Source organism: Caballeronia sp. GAFFF2 (genome assembly GCF_023631485.1).
In the GTDB taxonomy this organism is placed as follows: domain Bacteria; phylum Pseudomonadota; class Gammaproteobacteria; order Burkholderiales; family Burkholderiaceae; genus Caballeronia.
This window is the reverse complement of sequence record NZ_JALQDA010000014.1, coordinates 73,963-95,244: the sequence shown is the minus strand read 5'-3', so window position 1 is coordinate 95,244 and position 21,282 is coordinate 73,963. Positions and strand designations below refer to the sequence as shown.

General features: G+C 60.5%; 17 protein-coding genes and 1 tRNA gene. 12 read left to right on the top strand and 6 right to left on the bottom strand.

Annotated features, from left to right (window positions below; translation table 11 throughout):
* Nucleotides 1-171: 171 nt before the first annotated feature.
* The gene (lplT, locus tag NCT04_RS09445) at nt 172-1,470 is read right to left on the bottom strand and encodes a lysophospholipid transporter LplT (RefSeq protein ID WP_250465170.1); all 1,299 of its coding nucleotides are present in this window, start codon (nt 1,468-1,470) and stop codon (nt 172-174) included.
* A 226-nt stretch (nt 1,471-1,696) separates the two neighbouring features.
* The gene (locus NCT04_RS09440) at nt 1,697-2,500 is read right to left on the bottom strand and encodes an inositol monophosphatase family protein (RefSeq protein WP_244825561.1); all 804 of its coding nucleotides are present in this window, start codon (nt 2,498-2,500) and stop codon (nt 1,697-1,699) included.
* A gap of 318 nt (nt 2,501-2,818) precedes the next feature.
* On the opposite strand from NCT04_RS09440, the gene NCT04_RS09435 reads away from it, so the two are divergent.
* On the top strand, nt 2,819-3,595 hold the full coding sequence (locus NCT04_RS09435; RefSeq protein ID WP_284509340.1) for an RNA methyltransferase: 777 nt from the start codon (nt 2,819-2,821) through the stop codon (nt 3,593-3,595).
* Between the two features lie 142 nt (nt 3,596-3,737).
* The gene (gene cysE, locus NCT04_RS09430) at nt 3,738-4,523 is read left to right on the top strand and encodes a serine O-acetyltransferase (RefSeq protein ID WP_250465169.1); all 786 of its coding nucleotides are present in this window, start codon (nt 3,738-3,740) and stop codon (nt 4,521-4,523) included.
* A gap of 100 nt (nt 4,524-4,623) precedes the next feature.
* On the opposite strand, the gene NCT04_RS09425 is transcribed toward cysE, so the two are convergent.
* The 4 genes from NCT04_RS09425 to NCT04_RS09410 form a co-directional block, all read right to left on the bottom strand.
* Nucleotides 4,624-5,433 carry a UDP-2,3-diacylglucosamine diphosphatase gene (locus NCT04_RS09425; RefSeq protein ID WP_250465168.1) on the bottom strand — a complete coding sequence of 270 codons (810 nt, stop codon included), beginning with the start codon at nt 5,431-5,433 and terminating at the stop codon, nt 4,624-4,626.
* 11 nt (nt 5,434-5,444) lie between these two features.
* Entirely contained in the window at nt 5,445-5,936 is a 492-nt protein-coding gene (locus NCT04_RS09420; RefSeq protein WP_244825556.1) for a peptidylprolyl isomerase, read from the bottom strand.
* Nucleotides 5,937-6,008: 72 nt separating this feature from the next.
* A complete protein-coding gene (locus NCT04_RS09415; RefSeq protein WP_244825554.1) occupies nt 6,009-6,596 on the bottom strand; it encodes a peptidylprolyl isomerase in 588 nt (195 codons plus the stop codon).
* Between the two features lie 136 nt (nt 6,597-6,732).
* Nucleotides 6,733-7,482 carry a tetratricopeptide repeat protein gene (locus NCT04_RS09410; protein WP_250465167.1) on the bottom strand — a complete coding sequence of 250 codons (750 nt, stop codon included), beginning with the start codon at nt 7,480-7,482 and terminating at the stop codon, nt 6,733-6,735.
* A 595-nt stretch (nt 7,483-8,077) separates the two neighbouring features.
* On the opposite strand from NCT04_RS09410, the gene cysS reads away from it, so the two are divergent.
* The 10 genes from cysS to NCT04_RS09360 all read left to right on the top strand — a co-directional run bounded on the left by cysS (nt 8,078) and on the right by NCT04_RS09360 (nt 21,243).
* On the top strand, nt 8,078-9,475 hold the full coding sequence (cysS, locus tag NCT04_RS09405) for a cysteine--tRNA ligase (protein ID WP_250465166.1): 1,398 nt from the start codon (nt 8,078-8,080) through the stop codon (nt 9,473-9,475).
* 47 nt (nt 9,476-9,522) lie between these two features.
* Nucleotides 9,523-10,587 (top strand): DNA-3-methyladenine glycosylase family protein, encoded by a 1,065-nt coding sequence (locus NCT04_RS09400; protein ID WP_250465165.1) that lies wholly within the window; start codon nt 9,523-9,525, stop codon nt 10,585-10,587.
* Nucleotides 10,588-10,705: 118 nt separating this feature from the next.
* Nucleotides 10,706-11,677: an acetyl-CoA carboxylase carboxyltransferase subunit alpha gene (locus tag NCT04_RS09395; RefSeq protein ID WP_244825547.1), complete on the top strand. Its 972-nt coding sequence runs from the start codon at nt 10,706-10,708 to the stop codon at nt 11,675-11,677.
* A 12-nt stretch (nt 11,678-11,689) separates the two neighbouring features.
* Nucleotides 11,690-13,114: a tRNA lysidine(34) synthetase TilS gene (tilS, locus tag NCT04_RS09390; protein WP_250465164.1), complete on the top strand. Its 1,425-nt coding sequence runs from the start codon at nt 11,690-11,692 to the stop codon at nt 13,112-13,114.
* A gap of 446 nt (nt 13,115-13,560) precedes the next feature.
* On the top strand, nt 13,561-14,811 hold the full coding sequence (locus tag NCT04_RS09385) for an aspartate kinase (protein WP_244825543.1): 1,251 nt from the start codon (nt 13,561-13,563) through the stop codon (nt 14,809-14,811).
* A gap of 199 nt (nt 14,812-15,010) precedes the next feature.
* A tRNA-Ser gene (locus NCT04_RS09380) sits at nt 15,011-15,103 on the top strand.
* Nucleotides 15,104-16,112: 1,009 nt separating this feature from the next.
* Entirely contained in the window at nt 16,113-17,243 is a 1,131-nt protein-coding gene (locus NCT04_RS09375) for an MraY family glycosyltransferase (RefSeq protein ID WP_250465302.1), read from the top strand.
* 112 nt (nt 17,244-17,355) lie between these two features.
* Nucleotides 17,356-18,513, top strand: coding sequence for a polysaccharide biosynthesis/export family protein (locus NCT04_RS09370; protein ID WP_250465163.1), 1,158 nt, complete (start codon nt 17,356-17,358; stop codon nt 18,511-18,513).
* 49 nt (nt 18,514-18,562) lie between these two features.
* Nucleotides 18,563-19,009 carry a low molecular weight protein-tyrosine-phosphatase gene (locus NCT04_RS09365; RefSeq protein WP_250465162.1) on the top strand — a complete coding sequence of 149 codons (447 nt, stop codon included), beginning with the start codon at nt 18,563-18,565 and terminating at the stop codon, nt 19,007-19,009.
* Nucleotides 19,006-21,243 carry a polysaccharide biosynthesis tyrosine autokinase gene (locus NCT04_RS09360; RefSeq protein WP_250465161.1) on the top strand — a complete coding sequence of 746 codons (2,238 nt, stop codon included), beginning with the start codon at nt 19,006-19,008 and terminating at the stop codon, nt 21,241-21,243. The genes NCT04_RS09365 and NCT04_RS09360 overlap by 4 nt, the downstream gene beginning before the upstream one ends.
* Nucleotides 21,244-21,282 lie beyond the last annotated feature (39 nt).

Below are 21,282 nucleotides of genomic sequence, written 5' to 3'. Positions count from 1 at the left end.
GCTCCTTATTGACGTGCCGAAAAGAGTCGCACGACGCGAACCCGCATGTATTGCAGCGTGCCGCGTCTGATGCTCTGTCTACCAGGTTTTTCGCGGTTGCCCGCGACCGATTGCACAGGCCACTGGGCTTCGCGGCCTGGTACGAACCCAGGATACACTCGGTAGCAAGCTTCATTCCTCGACGAGCGCGCCGAGATCCACATCGCGTTCGTTTTGCGAATGGCGGCGCATGGCGAGCGCCATCATCACGCCGACGAACACGCCGAATATCACGATGATCCATTGCACCGGAACCTTGATCGTGAGGAGCAGCGCGTAGGAGCCGAGCATGGCTAGCACGGCGATGTTCTGATTGAAGTTCTGCACGGCGATGGACGCGCCGGCGGACAAAAGCGTGGCGCCCCGGTGCTGAAGAATCGCGTTCATCGGCACGATGAAAAAGCCCGCGAGGCCGCCGAGCGCGATCATCAGCGGATACGCCATCAGAATATAAGCGGGCGCGAAGAGCGGCCCAATATGCACGCCTGCATTGGCGGGGAACATGTCCTTGTTGTAGAAGGCCATGGCCACCGATACCGCGCCGATCAGCACGCCCACCGGCAGAACCTTGAGCGACTGCCGCAAGACGATCCATGCCGATGCCGCCGCCGCGCCTAGCGCAATGCCCACGCCCGTCACGCCCTGCAACACGGCCGCTTTGGAAAGCGAGAGGCCGAGATTGGCGTCGGCCCACTTGAGCACGAGCAGTTGCAGCGTAACGGCCGCGCCCCACAGGAGCGTCGTGACCCAGAGCGCGATCTGCGCGAGCTTGTCGGTCCAGAGCACGTTGAAACTGTGCGAGAAGTCGCCGACGAGACGCGTCGGCTGGTTCAGCAAATTCGGGTAGCGCGCGCCGGTATCGGGAATGAACGCGTTGATCGCGGCCGCCGACGCGTAGATCAGCATGACCGTGAACATCGCGGCGTGCGCGGCGGTGTGCATCAACGGCACGTGCTCGTTCTCGACCCAGCGCGCCACGACTTGGCTCACGAGCGCGCCGCCGATCACCGTGCCGAGGATGGTCGATCCGACCGTCGCCGATTCGAGCCACGCGTTCGCCGCGATGAGCTTTTGCGGCGGCAGCAGTTCGGTCAGGATGCCGTACTTCGCGGGCGAATAAGCGGCCGCGCCGAGGCCGACCACGCCGTATGCAATCATCGGATGCACGCCCGCGATCATCAGCGCGCAGCCCGCGGCTTTGAGCGCATTGGAGATGAACATCACGTGGCGCTTTTGCAGGGCATCGGCGAATGCACCGACGAAAGGCGCGAGCACCACGTACGACACCGTGAAGAAGATCTGAAGCAGCGGCGTGACCCACGGCGCCGATTGCACGACGGCAAGCATGGCGATCGCGGCGATCAAAAGCGCGTTGTCCGCCAGCGACGAGACGAACTGCGCGGCAATGATCGTGTAGAAGCCTTTTTTCATGGCAAAACGAGAGTTGGCGCGCGTCGTGCGGCGCGCGCCGGGGTGTGTTCGGGGGAAACGGACAGCCAAGGAGCGTGCTGTGGCGCTTGAACCTTGCCGCGTGCGCGAAAGATTGCACTGTATCGGAGCGGCGGATTCGATGCAGGAAGTGATGCAGCGTGGCGATCGAAGAACGAGGAAAACGCTAGGCGGGCCGCTCGCGCGTGCCCGCCGACCCAAACGCCCCTTACTCTCCCGTCAACCGCGTGCGCGAATGCGGATCGAGCACCTTGATCATCTGCGCGTACACCTTCGGATTGGCCGCGACGATCTCGTTCTGGAACAGGAAATCCGATTCGCCCGTGTAGTTGCCGACGAGACCGCCCGCCTCCGTGACGAGCAGACTGCCCGCAGCCACGTCCCACGGATGAATGCCTTGCTCGAAGAAGCCGTCGAGACGGCCCGCCGCGACATTGGCGAGATCGAGCGCCGCCGCGCCCGGACGACGCAGGCCCGCGCACGACAAGGTCATTTCGCTGAAAAGGCGCATATAGCCGTTCAGGCCCTGGCCGTCACGGAACGGAAAGCCTGTGCCGATGAGCGCATCCGAAAGACGATCCAGCTTGCCCACGCGAATGCGACGCTCGTTCAGATACGCGCCACGGCCGCGCGATGCCGTGAAGAGGTCGTTACGCGTCGGGTCGTAGATCACGGACTGCGTCACGATGCCCTTGTGCACGAGCGCGATCGACACGCAGTAATACTGGAAACCGTGGATAAAGTTCGTGGTGCCGTCGAGCGGGTCGATGATCCACTGGAACTCGGAGTCGCGATCGTCCTTGCCGGATTCTTCGGCAAGAATGGAGTGATCGGGATAAGCGGTGTGCAGCGTCTCGATGATGGCGGCTTCGGACGCCTTGTCGACTTCCGTCACGAAGTCGTTGTGCTGCTTCTTGCTGATCTGGATACGGTCCAGGTCCAGCGATGCGCGGTTGATGATCTGTCCGGCGCGGCGCGCGGCCTTGACAGCGATATTGAGCATCGGATGCATGAGCGAAATCCTTTGACCGCCGTGCACGGGCAAGAACCGCGAGCAGGCGAATTAAATGAGCGACAACGACTTTGTCGACGAAAGACGAATTGGATAAGAGCGGGGCGCGGCGCCAGGCAAAGTTGAAGAGGCGAAACGCAAGCGCGCTATTTTACCCGAAACGCGCCTTTTGGCCGCGCGCGCGAACCAAAAAGCCGCCAACATCGCCGACAATCGCTAACATAGCGGACTGTGTGTACCCGTACGCCATTGATGCGCGACGAGACGCAATACCGACGCGCACGAACCATTCAGCAACACGCAAAGCACCATTCATCCTTGGACACCAACCAATTCATCGCGCCCGCGGGCGGCTTCACGTCGACCCGTTTCATCCTCGTCGAGCCGAGTCATCCTGGCAATGTCGGCGCGGCGGCGCGCGCGCTCAAGACCATGGGCTTCGCGCGCCTCGTGCTGGTCGCGCCGCGAGTGGCCGACGTCAAGAACGAACCCGAAGCCATCGCGATGGCAAGCGGCGCCGACGACGTGCTCACGAGCGCCCATGTCGTCGATACGCTCGCCGATGCGCTCGTCGGCGTGCGCTGGTCCGTCGCGCTCACGGCGCGCACGCGCGAATACGGTCCGCCGCAGATGCCGCCACGCGCACTCGCCGAACGCGCGCACGAACTCGCGCGGCATGGCGACATCGCGCTCGTGTTCGGCAACGAGCGCACGGGCTTGTCCAACGCGGATGTCGAGCGTTGCAGCGCGCTTGCCCATATCCCGGCGAATCCGGCGTATAGCTCGCTCAATCTGGCACAGGCGGTGCAGGTCCTCGCCTACGAATTGCGCGTCGCGTTTCAGGAGCCCGCGTCCGAACTCACGCTCGTCGAGCCGGCCGCGCACGTCGCGGGTGCATCGAGCGATGAGATCGAAGGCATGTACGCGCATTTCGAAGAAGCGCTCGTCGCGCTCGACTTTCTGGATCCCGCCAATCCGAAGAAGCTGATGTCGCGCGTGCGGCGGCTCTTCGCGCGCTCGGGACTCGAGCGCGAGGAAGTGAATATCCTGCGCGGCATCGCCAAACATATTCTCGCGCGCGTCAAAAAACCCTGAACGCGATGTGGCTGCAAGCAACCGTGCTTGCAGCGGGGACAATCGTGCAGAGTCCGTCCGAGTGACTCTACAATCGCCAAAAATATAAGCTTTGCGCGCGCGGTCATTTGGGCTTCGCGCCTGACCCCATCGAGATCACGACATGTTCCAACGACTTCGCGAAGATATCGCCGCCATCCGTGAGCGCGATCCCGCCGCTCGCAGCGCCGTTGAAGTCGTGACGTGCTATCCCGGCCTGCATGCCATCGTGCTGCATCGTTTCGCGCATGCTTGCTGGCGCGCGCAGTGGCGCTGGCTCGCGCGTTTCATCTCGCAGATGGCGCGCTTTCTCACTGGCATCGAGATTCATCCGGGCGCGACGCTCGGCAGGCGCGTGTTCATCGATCACGGCATGGGCGTGGTCATCGGCGAGACGGCCGAGGTTGGCGACGACTGCACGATCTATCAGGGTGTGACGCTTGGCGGCACGTCGCTCACGCGCGGCGCGAAACGGCATCCCACGCTGGGGCGCGGCGTGATCGTCGGCGCGGGCGCAAAGGTGCTCGGCGGCTTTACGGTCGGCGCGGAGGCGAAGATCGGTTCGAACGCGGTCGTCGTGAAGCCGGTTCCGGCGGGCGGCACGGCGGTGGGCAATCCGGCGCGCATCGTGATGCCGGCGGTGCAGCGGCCAAAGGAAACCGCGCGTGAAGGCTTTTGCGCTTACGGCATCACGCCGAACGCGGACGATCCGGTGTCGCTGGCCATTCACGGTTTGATCGATCACGCATCGACGCAGACGCAGCGTGTCGATGAAATCGTCGCCGCGCTCGAACGTCTGGGCGCGCGCGTGGAAGCGCTCAATGGTGCCGGCGGAGCGGGGCTCGTGGACTTGAAGCGCTTGTGCGCGTCGATGGAAGGGAAGGTGGAAAGCGAACTCGCGCAGCGGTAATTTTTTGTGCCGCTGCGGCGCGTGAGAGCGTGAGTGCAGTTCGAATTTCGCGCTCGCACGGCAACGGCTGCGTGGCGAACCCAAGAGTCATGCACCAGAACTACAACGGCAGCGCGCGAATTCCTTCCTCGTCGATCCGCAGATACCCGCCGCGCGGTTCATCCATATCCAGTTCCCAATCCGGCAACACCCAGCGCGCGCCTTCCACTTCCCGATGCATCGCCGGACGATGCGTATGTCCGTGGATCATCGTATGCGTGCGGCTGCGGATGAAAAGCTCCGACACCGCCTTGCGCGTCACGTCGTATTTCGGCGATTCGCCCTGCATGCGCGCGCCCTCGCTGTTCGTGCGCATGCGCTGCCCGATGCCGAGCCGCGTCTTCAGCGGCAACGCGAGAAACGCGCGCTGTGCGAACGGATTGCGCGCAAAGCGCCGAAAGCGCTGATAACCGGGATCGGCGGTGCAGAGCGCGTCGCCATGCGCGAGGACGATACGCGTGCCGAACGCGGTCATGGTGAACGGATCGGGCAACGGAAGTGCGCCGGCTTCCTTCATGAAGCGCTTGCCGAGCAGAAAATCGCGATTGCCATGCATGACATATAACGCGATGCCGCGCTCGGTGAGCGTATGCAAAAGCTTCGTCATGCGGCGCGCGAAGCGGGCGCGCTCGTCGGCGACGGCGTCATCCAGGATATCGTCGCCGACCCAAAATTCGAACAAGTCGCCGAGGATGAAAACCGAGTCCGCGCCGCTCGCCGTGACTTCGATGAAATGCTCGAACGCGGCGACCGTCTTTGGAATCGCCTCGCTCAAGTGCAGGTCGGAAATGAAAAACAGCGGGCGCGCGTTGTGCGCTGCGCCCGCTGCTTTTTGCGCGACCTCTTGCCTGAAAGACTTCGTGTCGATCATGCGTGCCGTGTTCAGACCACCACGGCCTTTTCGATCACGACGTCGTCCACCGGCACGTCCTGATGAAAGCCCTTCGAGCCGGTCTTGACCTTCTTGATCTTCTCCACCACGTCGAGACCTTCGACCACGCGGCCGAACACGGTGTAGCCCCAGCCCTGCGGCGTCGGCGACGAATGGTTCAGGAAGTCGTTGTCCTTCACGTTGATGAAGAACTGCGCGGTTGCCGAATGCGGGTCGTTCGTGCGCGCCATGGCAACCGTGCCGTTGTCGTTCGTGAGGCCGTTGTTGGCTTCGTTGTCGATGGGGGCATCGGTCGGCTTTTGCTTCATGCCCGGCTCGAAGCCGCCGCCCTGAATCATGAAGCCGTCGATTACACGGTGGAACACGGTGTTGTCGTAATGACCCTTCTTCACGTAGTTGAGGAAGTTCTCAACCGACTTCGGCGCCTTTTCAGCGTCCAGTTCGATCTTGATGACGCCGTGGTTCGTATGCAGTTCGACCATGATGATTTCTCCGGTATGTTGATGATTGACGATGAGCGGCGTTCACCGAACGAACGCTGCCGGGTTGTGCGTTTATTGCGAGACCACGGTAGCCGACTCGATCACGGTCGGCTTTTGCGGCACGTCCTGCATTGGGCCGCGCGTGGTGGTCGGGCTCGCTTCGATCTTCTTCACGACATCCATGCCCGAGACGATCTTGCCGAAGACGGCATAACCGTTGCCGTCGGGATTCGGGAAGTCGAGTCCTGCATTATCGACCGTATTGATGAAGAACTGCGCCGTGGCGGAATTCGGGTCGCTGGTGCGCGCCATGGCGAGCGTGCCCGTCGTGTTCTTCAGGCCGTTCTTGCTTTCGAGCGCGATGGGCGCGCGCGTGGGCTTCTCGGCGAAACTCGTGCTATAGCCGCCGCCCTGGATCATGAAACCCGGAATCACGCGATGAAAGATCGTGCCCGAGTATTGACCGGACTTCACATAGTCCAGGAAGTTCGCGACCGTCTTCGGCGCCTTCTCCGGATACAGCTCGACCTTGAAGTCACCTTGCGAGGTATGGAACAGCACGGTCGGATGCGCGCCCGTTGCGGATTGCGCCGCCTGTGCGTAGGCGGGCGCGGTAGCGATCAGGGCAGCGCTGGTAAGCCCCAGCATCAGCAATTTCATGAAGGATCGGTCCTCGGGTGATGAATGCAAACGAATGCAGATAAGCAGCCGCAATCGCGGCCGACCGACAGCTTACCGCCTGCACGCGCGAGTGCGCCAATTAGCCTTGTCCGACGCCGCGCCGTGGTCGCGTGTCTCAAGGCTGCGTCTGCGGCGCGACGTAAGGCGCGGTCGGGAACGGCCCGGTTGCGCCGCCGTACGGCGAGTACGAATCGGGTGAGGGCATGGTCGACAGGCCGGTGCCGCTGTCGGTGCTGCCCGAGCCTTGCGCGGGCGCCCATTCACCCGATGGCGATTGCGGCGCCGTCGTGGCGCGCGTGCCCGAGGCGCCATTCGCCGCAACGCCGCGACGAACCGGTGGCGGCGTGATGATGTTCTGAATGGCCGTCACGCGCTGACGCGTGAGCGGACTCGTCGAGCCGAGCGATTGCGCGCGTTTGTACGATTCGCTCGCGAGCCGCAGATAAAGATCGCCGAGATTGTCGTATGCGAGCGCGTAGCCCGGGTTCGCCTTGACCGCCGTTTCGAGCGCGGCGCGCGCTTCTTCGTAGCGGCCTTTCTTGGCGTAGAGCGCGGCGAGGTTGTTATACGGCTCGGGCAGTTCGGGATACGCCTGCGTGAGTTCGGTGAAGGCCACGATGGCGTCGTCGTCGCGGTTCAGGCGCGCAAGCACGGTGCCGCGCTTGAACTTCGCCTGCACGTCGGTCGGATTGGTGGCGATGCGCGCATCGAGTTGCTTGAGCGCGGCGTTCCAGTCTTGTCCGGCGATGGTCGAGTCGATTTGCGGCGTGCCGTCGGTGGTGGATTTCGCGAGCTGCGCGAACGCCGTGGTCGAGATGCCGACCGAAGCCGCCATGCCGATGACCGCGATCGCGCCGGCACGCATGAGCGTGTTCCTCGCGATGTTGCGGGAAAGAGAGAAGAGGTGCGAAGGCATGCGCGCGCGAGCGTGAGTCACTTGGAATCGATTCAAGGAATGAAGCAGCGAAGGGATCATAACCGGGCTTGATGGATGAGCGGCCGGCAAGCGGCCGGCAAGCGGACAACCAGGTGTCGAAGCAAGTCAGCGAAGCATGCGGCAACTTGGCCGACAAGCCCGCCTCAAAAGGCCGCAGGCTTGGTTCGAGCGTCACGCGCGAAGTCCGTCGCGCGGCACGCCGGGCACTTCATGGGCACAGGCCCCGGTGTTATACTCCGACCCATTCTAACAAAAGGTCCGTACGTTTCGCGCACGCGCCGGCTGCTTGCAGCTATCCTTTGCAAGTGCATGTGTTGCCCGGTGTATCGAAGCAGCGTTGCGAGGCATCGGACTCGTTGGACTTTCTTGTTGGACTTTCCTTTTCAGCCACTCGTGGCCGTCTTCGTTCTGGTCGCATGACCGTCGTGTCGCTTTCGCGAGTGCGCCTTGGCCGTAAAGCCCGCATCGACACGCCGCATGCAATGCCATGCACGAATGTTCCGGGTTCACGCACTGTCTCTCTATGAATTCGCTGCGCATCTACAACACGCTCGCGCGTGACAAGCAATCCTTCACGCCGCTTCGCGCTGGCGAGGTACGCATGTACGTCTGCGGAATGACGGTGTATGACTATTGTCACATCGGCCATGCGCGCGTGATGGTGGTGTTCGACATCGTGCAGCGCTGGCTGCGCACGCTCGGCTATAAAGTCACGTACGTGCGCAACATCACGGACATCGACGACAAGATCATTCGTCGCGCGGTGGACAACGGCGAGCCCATCAAGGCGCTCACCACGCGCTTCATCGCGGCCATGCACGAAGATGCCGATGCGCTCGGCGTCGCGCGTCCGGACCTCGAGCCGCGCGCAACCGACTTCATTGCGCAGATGCTCGGCATGATCGATGCATTGCAGGCGAACGGCTATGCCTATCACGCGAAAGACGGCGACGTGAACTACGCCGTGCGCAAGTTCGCTGACTACGGCAAGCTGTCGGGCAAGTCCATCGAAGACTTGCGCGCGGGCGAGCGCGTCGCCACCAACGACGCGAAGGAAGATCCGCTCGACTTCGTGTTGTGGAAGCAGGCAAAGGCCGGCGAGCCACAGGACTCGGGCTGGGACTCGAAGTGGGGACGCGGGCGTCCAGGCTGGCACATCGAGTGTTCGGCCATGGGCTGCAGCTTGCTTGGCGACCGGTTCGACATTCATGGCGGCGGCCAGGACTTGCAGTTCCCGCACCACGAGAACGAGATCGCGCAGAGCGAAGGCGCGACCGGGCAGACGTTCGTGAACTACTGGATGCACAACGGCTATGTGCAGATCGACAACGAGAAGATGTCGAAGTCGCTTGGCAACTTCTTCACCATTCGCGAAGTCCTTGAAAAATTTGATGCCGAAGTGGTGCGTTTCTTTATTGCACGGGCACACTATCGGTCGCCGCTGAACTACAGCGACGTGCATATCGACGATGCCAAGAACGCATTGACTCGCCTCTATACGGCGTTGAAAGATGTCGAGCCGGACAATCGGCAACTTGACTGGAACGAGGCGAACGCGCAGCGTTTCCAGTCTGCGATGAACGACGACTTCAACACGCCCGTGGCGGTCTCGGTGCTGTTCGATCTCGCGAGCGAAGTGAACCGCACACGCGACACTTCTCTCGCGCGCCAGCTCAAGGGTCTCGCCGGCGTGCTGGGTCTGCTCGGCCGTGAGCCGCGCGCTTTCCTGCAGCAAGCAGGCGGCGCGGCTTCGACCGAAGGCCTCGCGCCGCAAGAGATCGAAGCGAAGATCGCCGAACGCGTTGCCGCGAAGCAGGCAAGGAACTATGCCGAAGCAGACCGTATTCGGGCCGAATTGCTCGAAGCCGGTATTGCGCTTGAAGACAAACCGGGTGGGTCGACCGAATGGCGCCGCGTGTGAACGCAGCCCTTCAAACCCTCTGATCGACTCATCAGGCAGGAGGCACGATGGCAACGGCCAGGAAGACGCCGGTCAAGCGACCCGCGTCTGTCAGGAATGCATCGCCCGCGACGAAGCGAACGCGCGCCGAGCAAGCGACGACAAGCACGCTCAAGAGTGATGGTGCAAGAGCTTCGGCTCAGAAGGCAGTCAAGCGCGCGGCACTCAAACGTAGCGACGGCACGCGTCTGAACGGCGTAAGCCGTGAGGACGTAAAAGCGGATGCAAAAACGGACACGAAAGCGATCCGCGCATCCGCGCGCGTGACAAAAACGCGCAGCGAGGAAGCGGAAGCGTCGCCCGTCAAGGCGAACGGACGCGCGCATGCCGGCGATGCCACGAACGCGCAAGCGCTCGTCGCCGACAAGGAGCGCGGTGAAGTCGTGCGCAAGTCGCGCGTCGTCACGGCGGATGCCGAGGTGCCCGTGCAGATCGGCGGACTCACGCGCGAAGTCGTGCGTCCCGATTACTGGGACAAAGCGTGCGCCGACCTGATGAAGCGCGACCGCATCCTCAAGAAACTCATTCCGAAGTTCGGCCAGATGCATCTCGTGAATCTGGGCGATCCCTTCTCGACGCTCGCGCGTTCGGTTGCTGGCCAGCAGATCTCGGTGAAGGCCGCGCAAGCCATTTGGGAGCGCGTGAAGGGCGCTTGTCCGGATGTCGTGCCGGCGCGTTTCATCAAGCTCGGCCCGGAGAAGCTTCAGGCGTGCGGCTTGTCCAAACGCAAGACGGAGTACATTCTCGATCTCGCGCAGCACTTCGTATCGGGCGCGTTGCACGTGGATACCTGGGCGTCGATGGACGACGAAGCCGTGATCGCCGAACTGACGCAGATTCGCGGTATCGGGCGGTGGACGGCGGAGATGTTCCTCATCTTCAACCTGGCGCGCCCGGACGTTTTGCCGCTCGACGACCTCGGTCTTATTCAGGCGATCAGCGTCAACTACTTCAGCGGCGAACCTGTCACGCGCAGTGAAGCGCGCGAAGTGGCTGCTAACTGGGAGCCGTGGCGCACGGTTGCAACGTGGTACATGTGGCGCAGTCTCAATCCGATTCCCGCGGACCATTAAGAACCGACTAAAAGATTGGCGAACTATCGTTGATTTATAATCGATAGTTCCCGCGCGCATTTATCAGGGACGGACGCGGTTAAAATACGCCCTGCCCGATGTTCTAGGACTCGAACACATGAAGACCACGTTTCTGGATTTCGAGCAGCCGATCGCTGAACTCGAAGCGAAGATCGAAGAACTCCGCTTCGTTCAGGACGATTCCGCTGTCGATATTTCGGAAGAAATCGAGCGGCTGTCGAAAAAGAGCCAGCAGCTCACCAAAGATCTGTACGCGAATCTGTCGCCGTGGCAGGTATCGCAAATCGCGCGGCATCCGCAGCGTCCGTACACGCTCGACTACGTGAACGAGCTGTTCACGGACTTCCATGAACTGCATGGCGATCGTTCCTATGCGGACGATCTCGCCATCGTCGGCGGTTTTGCGCGTTTCAATGGTCAGCCGTGCATGGTGATCGGCCATCAGAAGGGTCGCGACACCAAGGAGCGCGCGTTGCGCAACTTCGGCATGCCGCGCCCGGAAGGGTATCGCAAGGCCGAGCGCCTCATGCGTCTCGCCGAGAAGTTCAATCTGCCCATCTTCACTTTCGTCGATACACCCGGCGCGTATCCCGGCATCGGCGCGGAGGAACGCGGGCAGTCGGAAGCCATCGGGCGCAATCTCTACGTCATGGCGGAGTTAAAGACGCCGATCATCACGACGATCATCGGCGAGGGCGGTTCGGGCGGCGCGCTTGCCATCGCCGTGGCCGACACCGTCATGATGCTGCAATTCTCCACGTACTCGGTCATCTCGCCGGAAGGCTGCGCGTCGATCTTGTGGAAGAGCGCGGCCAAGGCGCCGGAAGCCGCGGAAGCGCTCGGGCTCACGGCGCATCGGTTGAAGGCGCTGGGTCTCATCGACAAGATCGTGAACGAACCGCTCGGCGGCGCGCATCGCGACCCCAAGGGCATGGCGGCGCTTTTGCGTCGCGCACTTGCCGATTCCCTGCGCCAGTTCCAGGGCATGAGCGTGCAGGATCTGCGCGAGCGCCGCTTCGACAAGCTGATGGCGTACGGCAAGTTCAAGGAAACGCTGCCGGGCGCGTGATCCGCGTTCCTCATGGCGAACTTCGACACTGAAACCCCGGCCGGCCGCCTCGTTATCGAGGCGTTGCGCGGCGCTTTGTCGGAGGCGGCGCTGCCCGCCGACTCGCTACTGGCCGTCGCGCTCAGCGGCGGTCTCGACTCCACGGTTCTCCTCGATGCCGCCGTGCGCTGCTTCGGCGCATCGCGCGTGATCGCGTTGCATATCCATCACGGCCTGAGTCCTAACGCGGATGCGTGGGTATCGCATTGCGAGGCGCTGGCTGCCTCGCTCGATGTACGTTATGCGTCGCGTCATGTCGATGTCGTCCGCATGGGCGGCGAGAGTCTCGAAGCCGCCGCGCGCGATGCGCGTTATCGCGCGCTCGACGATCTCTGCGACGAGCAAGGCGCGGCGGCGCTTCTGATCGCGCATCACGCCGACGATCAGGCCGAAACCGTGCTGCTGCAATTGCTGCGCGGCGCGGGCGTCGCGGGCCTCGCGGCGATGGCGCCGCAGCGTCTTCACGCAAGCGAGGTGCTGCGTCTGCGTCCGTTGTTGCGGCTGCTGCGCGCGCAACTCGAGCAATACGCGCATGAGCGCGACCTGAGCTGGATCGAGGACGAATCCAACGCCGACACGCGTTATGCGCGCAACGCGCTGCGGCATGACGTGCTGCCGGTGCTCGCCGTGCATTTCCCCGGCTTTCGCGATGCGCTCGCGCGCACGGCGTCGCATGCCGCTTCGGCGCAACGCTTGCTCGACGAGCTGGCGGGCATCGACATGGAAAAGGCGCGGCACGCGGAAGAAGGCGCGCTCGCGCTCGATGCGCTGCTCGCACTCGACGACGAACGCGCGACCAATCTGCTGCGTTATTGGATGCGAGATCGCGGCTTGCAGGCGCCATCCACCGCGCGTGTCGCGGACATTCTGCGTCAACTGCACGCAGCCGCCGACGCGCGCGACGGGCACGCGCTTCGTATCGATCATGTGGGACACGCGCTGCGGGTTTATCGCAATGCGTTGTTCTGGGAGAAGGCCGACAGCGCCGATGCACCCGATCTCGACGACGGTCCGAGTCAAGCGAGAGCGTTGGTCGAACTGCGCTGGCAGGGCGAGGAAGTCTGGCGCTTGCCGCAGTGGCGCGGGTCGCTGGTGTTTGAGCCTGCCGCCGAACCGGGCGATGACGTCATCGCCGAAAGCGTGTTGCGCGCCGCGCCGTTGAGCGCGCGTTCACGCGCGGGCGGCGAGCGTTTGCGCGTTGCATCCGATGCACCTAGCCGCACGCTCAAGAATCTCTTTCAGGAGCGCGGCGTGCCAGCGTGGAAGCGCGATGTGCCGCTCATCTTCATCGGCGCGTTGCTGATGTTCGTGCCGCTCGTCGGCGTGAATCGCGAAGTCGAAAACGCGAAGGGGCCGTGGCGGCGGTTGATCTGGCGGCCGGATTTGTTGATCGCCTGAGGGGTGCGGTGTCCAGCTGGCAGCGAGTTTCCAGTACGGGAGTGCAGCAACTTGCGCACACCTCTTTTCGGGATGGTCCGCCGCAAACCCGTTAAAATAGATGCTCAGCCGCTTCATCTTGTAATTTCGGCTTCGATCCGGTACCGTAGCTCGTTTGTCCGCTTGGCGTTTTGCTCGTCATCTCCGTCCAAAAGACGTGATATTCAACGTTAAATCGCCAGCCATCGCGCGAATTCGCTGCGTACCAACTGCGCGACTTTCATGCGCGATTGGCTAACGCAACTGCTGCCTGGTATTGCAATCCGGTACCCCAAGCACGCGGCGGCATATGCGCCAACGCGTCGCGTCGCCAGCTTCAAATCATCCCCGAAGTGATCGGCCACAACGCTTAAAGCGCATTGCAACGAGCGCATGAAGCGCGGTTTTCCTTCCAGTTCAAAACGACAATGGCACTCATCGTACACAAATACGGCGGCACTTCGATGGGCTCGGTCGAGCGCATCAAGAACGTCGCCAAGCGCGTCGCCAAATGGCACAAGGCAGGCCACAAGCTGGTCGTCGTGCCCTCGGCGATGTCCGGCGAAACCAACCGCCTGCTCGGCCTCGCGAAAGACATCACGCCCAATCCGGACCCGCGCGAACTCGACATGATCGCCTCCACCGGCGAACAGGTCAGCGTGGGCTTGCTCGCCATCGCGCTGCACGCCGAAGGCCTCGAAGCCGTGAGCTACGCCGGCTGGCAAGTGCCGATCAAGACGGACAGCGCGTTCACCAAGGCGCGCATCAGCGAAATCGACGGCGAGCGCGTGCTCAAGGATCTCGATGCGGGCAAGGTCGTGGTCATCACGGGCTTTCAGGGCGTCGATCCGGAAGGTCACATTGCCACGCTCGGGCGCGGCGGCTCGGACACCTCGGCGGTCGCGATCGCCGCGGCGCTCAAGGCCGACGAGTGCCTGATCTATACCGATGTCGACGGCGTCTATACGACCGATCCGCGCGTCGTCGAAGAAGCGCGCCGGCTCGACCGCGTGACCTTCGAAGAGATGCTGGAGATGGCGAGCCTGGGCTCGAAGGTGCTGCAGATCCGTTCGGTGGAATTTGCCGGCAAGTATCAGGTGAAGACGCGTGTGCTCTCGAGCCTGACCGACCCGCTTATGCCGCTCGAAAAGGAAATGCACTCGGGCACCCTGATTACTTTTGAAGAAGACGAGAACATGGAAAAAGCAGTGATTTCTGGCATCGCGTTTCAGCGCGACGAAGCGCGCATCGCCGTGATGGGCGTGCCGGACAAGCCGGGCGTCGCGTATCAGATTCTCGGACCGGTCGCCGATGCGAACATCGACATCGACATGATCATTCAGAACCAGAGCGTGAACGGCAAGACTGACTTCACGTTCACGGTGGGCCGCGGCGACTATCAGCGCGCGCTCGAGATCCTGAACGGCCAGGTGAAGGGCCACGTGCAGGCCGAGACCGTGCTGGGCGACCCGAAGGTGTCGAAGGTGTCGGTGGTGGGTGTCGGCATGCGTTCGCACGTGGGTATCGCGAGCACCATGTTCCGCACGTTGTCGGAAGAAGGCATCAACATCCAGATGATCTCGACCTCCGAAATCAAGATCTCCGTGCTGATCGACGAGAAGTACACCGAACTCGCGGTGCGCGCGCTGCATAAGGCGTTCGAGCTCGACCGCGCTTGAGTGTTGCTTGAGTCTTGTTTGAGTTTGGCGTTGAGCGTTGCGACGGGTTCGAGTGCTCATGCACTGTTGCGGTTCGCGTAAGCCATGAGCCGATGCGTAATCGATTGGAAAAAATCGTTATGCGAATTTGACCGGCGCGAGCGAACACGCTATTATCTCGATCTCGTTGCACTGCACTCCCGGTGCGACGAACAGTTTGGGAGACGTGGCCGAGTGGTCGAAGGCACTCCCCTGCTAAGGGAGCATCTGGCTAAAAACTGGATCGAGGGTTCGAATCCCTCCGTCTCCGCCAGTAGTAGTAGAAAAGCCCCGCAAGGTTAAAAACTTGCGGGGCTTTTTGTTTTTGGGCGGTGATCGGGCCCGGTCGCGTGAGATTCAATCTTGGCTTGCGTTGACAACTTCTAGCAGCCATGCATGGCGATTCGCTATGTCGCTTGCCAGAGCAGTGCTCGCGCGGAACTGTCTCCCTCTTTTTCAAGCGCGGGGTTGTTCGCGTCTTGAATTCGAGCAATCGCGCGTCTGGCATGATGAGATCGCGTAGTCAAACATCGAAAACGCGCACACGCACACGCTCCATTCGATCCACACGTTGATCGCAGTATGCTCCGGCGGCGCTGTCGGAACCCTTAGCCGCCGCGCACGAACAGTAAGCGCGCGAAACGTCCGCCGCGCAGAAATCTAACCTCTAAAACGCGTGAAGCCGGACCTCTCATCCGGATCGAGCCGTCTCGCTTTCTTTCACACGTCTCTCCGAAAATCGATGGTTATCCCTCGATACAAACGGAATTATCCTAACGGTTTACACATTTTGTCTCGGAATTTCTTGGAAGACTAAGACATGTCTGTAAAAGAGCTTACGCGTACGTCGATTAAGCCTAAGAATGCGATGAAATTGCACAGTTTATGTCCTGATCGCTGCCAGACTTTTTACAACTGCTAGTACACTTGCTCGTTGTTAGCATTTACATCAAAGCCCTTGAATTTTAGTAACGGCGATTGGGCAGCCGCCACCCTATGGTTCATCCTCTTAAGACATTTCCCAATAACGCTTGCGGCTCGTCCGTTGATATAGATTCAAAGGCCGTTACTGGAAATGGCGGAGCGCCTTGAAAGGTCAGCGTGAAACAAAGTGCTTTAGAAGTTGATAGGTCATTAGGGCCTGAAAGCGGTGATAATGAAAACATTAACAAGCGGACTATCTCGCATGTTTAGCAGGAAAGAAGAAGCCAGTATTCGCGCTTATTTTGATCCTGCGCAGAAAGGCTTTCGATTTTTAGGTTGAGGAGTTGGTGGTGATTTCGATGTTGGTTGTGTTGATCGCGCTTCTGGTCTCCTTTGTTTCGGTACTGTTCATTGTTCGCTTCGAGCGCTGGCATGGTTCCTTCTCAATGGACCGCGATCTGAATGGGATTCAAAAAGTCCATGCGGTTGCGGTGCCACGAATCGGCGGCGCGGGCGTCATCGTCGCAGTCGCTGCTTCGTTGATCTTGAATGCCTTTCTGAATCCTTCGCGTAACAGTAGCGAAGCGCTGATTTTGCTTGGCTGTTCCTTGCCTGCGTTCCTGTCAGGTTTCGCGGAGGATCTGACCAAGAAAATCAGCCCGAGAACGCGGCTGATCGCATCCATGATTGCGGCACTGCTTGCTTGCTTCGCACTGCGGGCGGTAGTTACACGGGTGAACTTTTCTTACGTCGATGCAGTGCTTGTTTTCTCGCCGATCGCGATTGCTCTGACAGTATTTTCAGTATCTGGCGTGGTGCATGCAATTAACATCATCGACGGTTTGAATGGGCTTGCATCCGTTGTTGCGATCATCATTTTAGCGTCGATCGGCCTGGTGGCGTTTCATGTGGGCGACTCGACAATTGTTATTGTCTCGTTGACGCTGATTGGTGCGATTACCGGTTTTCTTGCCTGGAATTTTCCGATCTCCCGAGTCTTTCTCGGAGACGGCGGCGCGTATTTCATCGGTTTTCTAATCGCCGAGTTGCTGATCTTGCTCACCATGCGCAATCCCAGCATTTCGCCGCTTTACGCAATTCTGGTAACGATCTACCCAGTCTTCGAAACCGTCTTCTCGATCTACCGAAGAAAACTCGTGCGCGGTTTGCCTGCCGGTGCGCCTGATGCGGTTCATTTGCATACACTGGTTTATCGTCGCGTGCTTGGCGGAGAATTGAATCGATGCGATTCACGCGCCTTGAGTCTTAGAAATTCCCGGGCATCTCCTTATCTGTGGACGCTGACGCTTTGCGCGGTCGTTCCGGCAACCTTGTTTTCAGAATCTCCAGTTCTTCTCGGCGCGTCGGCACTCCTCTTTATTGCCACCTATGTCTGGTTGTATGCCGCAATCGTGAGATTTCACGTGCCGGCTTGGCTTCGGCCAGCGCCTGTCAAGGAGCAACCTATTGTCGTGCACGCTGAACAATAAAAAGGTCTCTGTTTTTAACCCTGAAATTTTGATTGAGAACACGGACTAAGGCCGACGCCGATTCAGCGTCAAGCCAGTGTTTGAACCGAATTGAATTGAACACCCGCAAGCAATGGTTGATTTGAAATTTTCCGGCCGTCTCAAGTTGGCTCTCGCTATCGCAATGCTGCCCGCCCTGCTTGGCGCATGCGCGCTTGCCCCCGGCATGCGACTCGATCCCAAAGCACCAGTCGACTCTTCCGACCCAGCCTCAACACCCGACATCGCGACCATCACGCCGCAACTGGTCAGGCAGCAAAAGGCTGAGCGCGATGCCACGTCCCAAGGCGATTATCGCCAGCTCATCGGCTATCCCAATCATTACGTCATCGGGCCGGCCGATGTGCTTTCCATCATCGTTTGGGATCACCCCGAACTGGTCGTTCCAAATCTGACCTACAGCATCGGCGATACAGCCGGCACGCTGCCCAATGGGCCGGGTCTCAGCACACAGACGGTCCCCGGCTTCGTCGTCGGGGATAACGGCGACATTCAGTTTCCATATGTTGGAAAAGTGAAGGCTTCTGGCGGAACCGTCGCTCAATTACAAGCGACGTTGAAGCGCCTTCTCACGCCTTATCTGAGAAATCCGCAACTGACGGTAAGCGTAGTCGCCTATCGCAGTCAGCGCGTGTTCGTGGAGGGCCAAGTCAATCAGCCTGGCATCAAGCCGATCACGAATGTCCCGATGTCCCTGTCGGAAGCGCTCAGCGAGGCCAATGGCGTCACCGCCGGCGTGGGCGACACGAGCCGGATTCAGATCTTGCGTAACGGCCGGACCTTCCAGATTAGCTTGCCGCAACTCGCGGAACAGAAACTCGATGCATCGATGATCTTCCTGAAAGACCGCGATGTCGTCCGTGTCTTGCCGCAGACCTATAACCAGGTGTTCGTCACCGGCGAAGTAATGCGCCCGATGACGCTGTCGATGCACGACGGTCGGCTTACCTTGAATGACGCACTGGCCTCGGCTGCCGGCGTGAATCCTTCGACGGCCGAAGCGGCAGGAGTTTACGTCGTACGTCCGACCGAAGACCCGGCCGCGCCGCAGGTCTTTCATCTCGACAGCACATCGCCGGTGGCACTGGCGCTCGCGGAGCACTTCGAGCTGCAGCCAAAGGATGTCGTCTATGTGGACGCCACTGGTCTTGCTCGCTGGAACCGCATTGTCAATCTGCTCTTGCCGAGCGCGCAAGGCGCGAACATCGGGCGCCAGGTCGCGGGCTATTGATCATGTCCTCACGCACGACTCGCATGAACGATCGCACAGGAGTCTCGGGATGATCGACTCCGTTCTCCTCGTGTGCGAGGGAAATATCTGCCGCAGTCCGATGGCAGCGGGTTGGTTGCAGTCGAAAGTGCCGTCGCTGGAAGTCTGGTCCGCCGGAATCAGCGCGCTTGCCGGACAGCCGGCCGATCCATACGCACAAGGCGTGATGATGGATCACGGCATCGACATCTCGTCTCATCGTGGCGCGCAGTTGAGCGGCTTCGACTGCAAGCGCGCCGAGTTGATCCTCGTAATGCAGGAACAGCAAAAGCGCTATCTGGAGAAGCGATATCCGTTTGTAAAAGGTCGCGTCTTCAGGCTAGGTCAATTCAGTAACTTTGAAGTACCGGACCCGTACCGAAAAGAACGGAATGTTTTCGAAGACTGTTTTGACTTGATCGAAAGAGGACTTTCGGACTGGGTCGGGCGAATTGAATCAACGCGTTGGAAGTTATGAAACAAGAGAATCTACCGGTTATGTCGCATGGCGAGAGCAGCGATCAACTAAGTATCGTCGAGTTGCTGGACGCCCTGTTGGATCACAGAAAGCTGATTGCCATCGTCGCTGCGCTGTTCGTGATCGTCGGCGCAATGTATGCGTTTCTCGCGACGCCGGTTTATAGCTCGCGCATTCTGGTAGCCGTCGAAGATTCTTCCGATGCGGCCAGCGCTAAGAACTTACTTAGCGATGTTTCCGCCATGTTCGATGTCAAATCGTCAGCGGATGGCGAAATCCAGATTCTTGGTTCGCGGCTCGTCGCGTCCGGAACGGTCGACGCGCTGAAACTCAATGTCGAAGCGAAGCCACGCTATTTTCCCGTGTTCGGTAAATGGATGGCATCTCACAACGACGGACTGTCGAATCCTGGGGTATTCGGTTGGGGCGGTTTCGATTGGGGCAGCGAATCGATCGAGCTTGCCGCCTTCGAGGTTCCCCGCAAGCTTCAGGGACGCAGCTACGACCTGACAGTGCTGAAGGACAACCGGTACAGCCTGAGCGGTTACGGACTGGAATCTCCAGTGACGGGTTCTATCGGCACCGAAGAGAAGTTCAACTCGAGCTTCGGCGCGCTCACCCTGAAGGTCACCAAGCTGTCCGGAAGACCGGGCGCCAGCTTCGTCCTGAAATCTCGTTCGAGCCAACTCACGACCGATGACCTCATCAAGTCGTTGCAGATCATCGAGCAGGGCAAGCACTCGGGCGTGATTTCCGCGACGCTCGAAAGCACGGACCCCGTGCTTTTGAGCGACACGCTGAATGAACTCGGCCGCCAATACGTCAAGCAAAATGCCGACCGCAAAGCGGCTCAGGCGGAACATTCCATCTCGTTCCTCGACGCTCAGCTTCCCGTCATGAAGCAGCAACTCGAAGACGCTGAAGCGAAGTTGAGCGAATATCAAAACAGTCACACGATCGTGGACTTGTCCGAGGCCGGCAAGGTCAGCTTGCAGCAATCGGCCGACGCGGAGACACGCCTCATCGCGATGAAGCAAAAGCGCCAGGACTTGGCGACGCGTTTCGGTCCGATGCATCCGTCGTTGCTCGCTATCGACGAACAAATTGCGACGAACCAGAAGCAGATCGATAGCATCGCCGCGCAGATTCGCCAGATGCCGCTGACCGAGCAGGACATGCTCAAGCTTCAGCGGGATGTGCGTGTTTCGACGGACCTGTATGTCGCCATGCGCAGCAACGTCGAGCAGTTGCGTCTGGTGAAGGCGGGCAAGATCGGCAATGTGCGGATCGTCGATACCGCCGATATTCCCGAGCGCCCGGTCAAGCCGCGCAAGCTGATCGTCATGGCCGCTGCGGCGATCGTCGGTCTGTTCCTCGGAACTTTGCTCGCACTCGTGAAGGACCGCTTGTTCACGGGCGTCACCGATCCGATTTCGCTGGAAGAGCACACCGGTCTCAGCGTCTACGCCACGATTCCCGTTAGCGACAAGCAGGCCGAACTCATCCGTAACCTGCGAAGCGACGGTTCGCGCCCGCTGGTGCTCGCGAATCTGTATCCGAACGATCCAGCCGTGGAGAGCCTGCGCAGTCTTCGGACCGCGTTCAAGTTCGTCGCATCGGGTGGAAAAAATAACGTCGTGTTGATCGCGGGTCCGACACCGGGAATCGGCAAGTCGTTCGTGTCCGTCAACTTCGCGACGGTGCTGGCGTCGAGCGGCGCCCGCGTGTTGCTCATCGATGCGGACATGCGCAAGGGTTATCTCAACCGGTACTTCGGTCTGGGGCGCGATGCCGGGCTGTCCGACGCGATATCCGAAGCCAGGTCGGTCGATTCTGTCGTGCATCGGGACGTTCTTCCCAATCTCGATTTCGTCTCGTCGGGCAATTATCCGCAGAACCCTGCGGAAGTGCTCTCGCATAAAAACTGGGGCGATTTCATCTCGGCGGCATCCCGTGCCTATGACGTCGTCATCGTCGACGCGCCGCCAGTACTCGTCGTTTCCGACGCGGAAACCATCGTTGGCTCGGCGGGCAGCGTCTTCCTCGTCACGCGCTCTGGCGTGACGCGCGGCGGAGAGGTCAGCGAATCCATCAAGCGTCTGACGCAGACCGGCACGCAAGTCACCGGCTTGCTGTTCAACGCAATCAAGCCGCGCGGAAGGATCTATGGCTACGGCGGCCGGTATCAAAGCTATCGCTATACCGGAGACGGTTACTACCAGGACCGCTCCTGATCGCAGCACTCGCTAAAGGCACGCCGTGACGAATTCGGC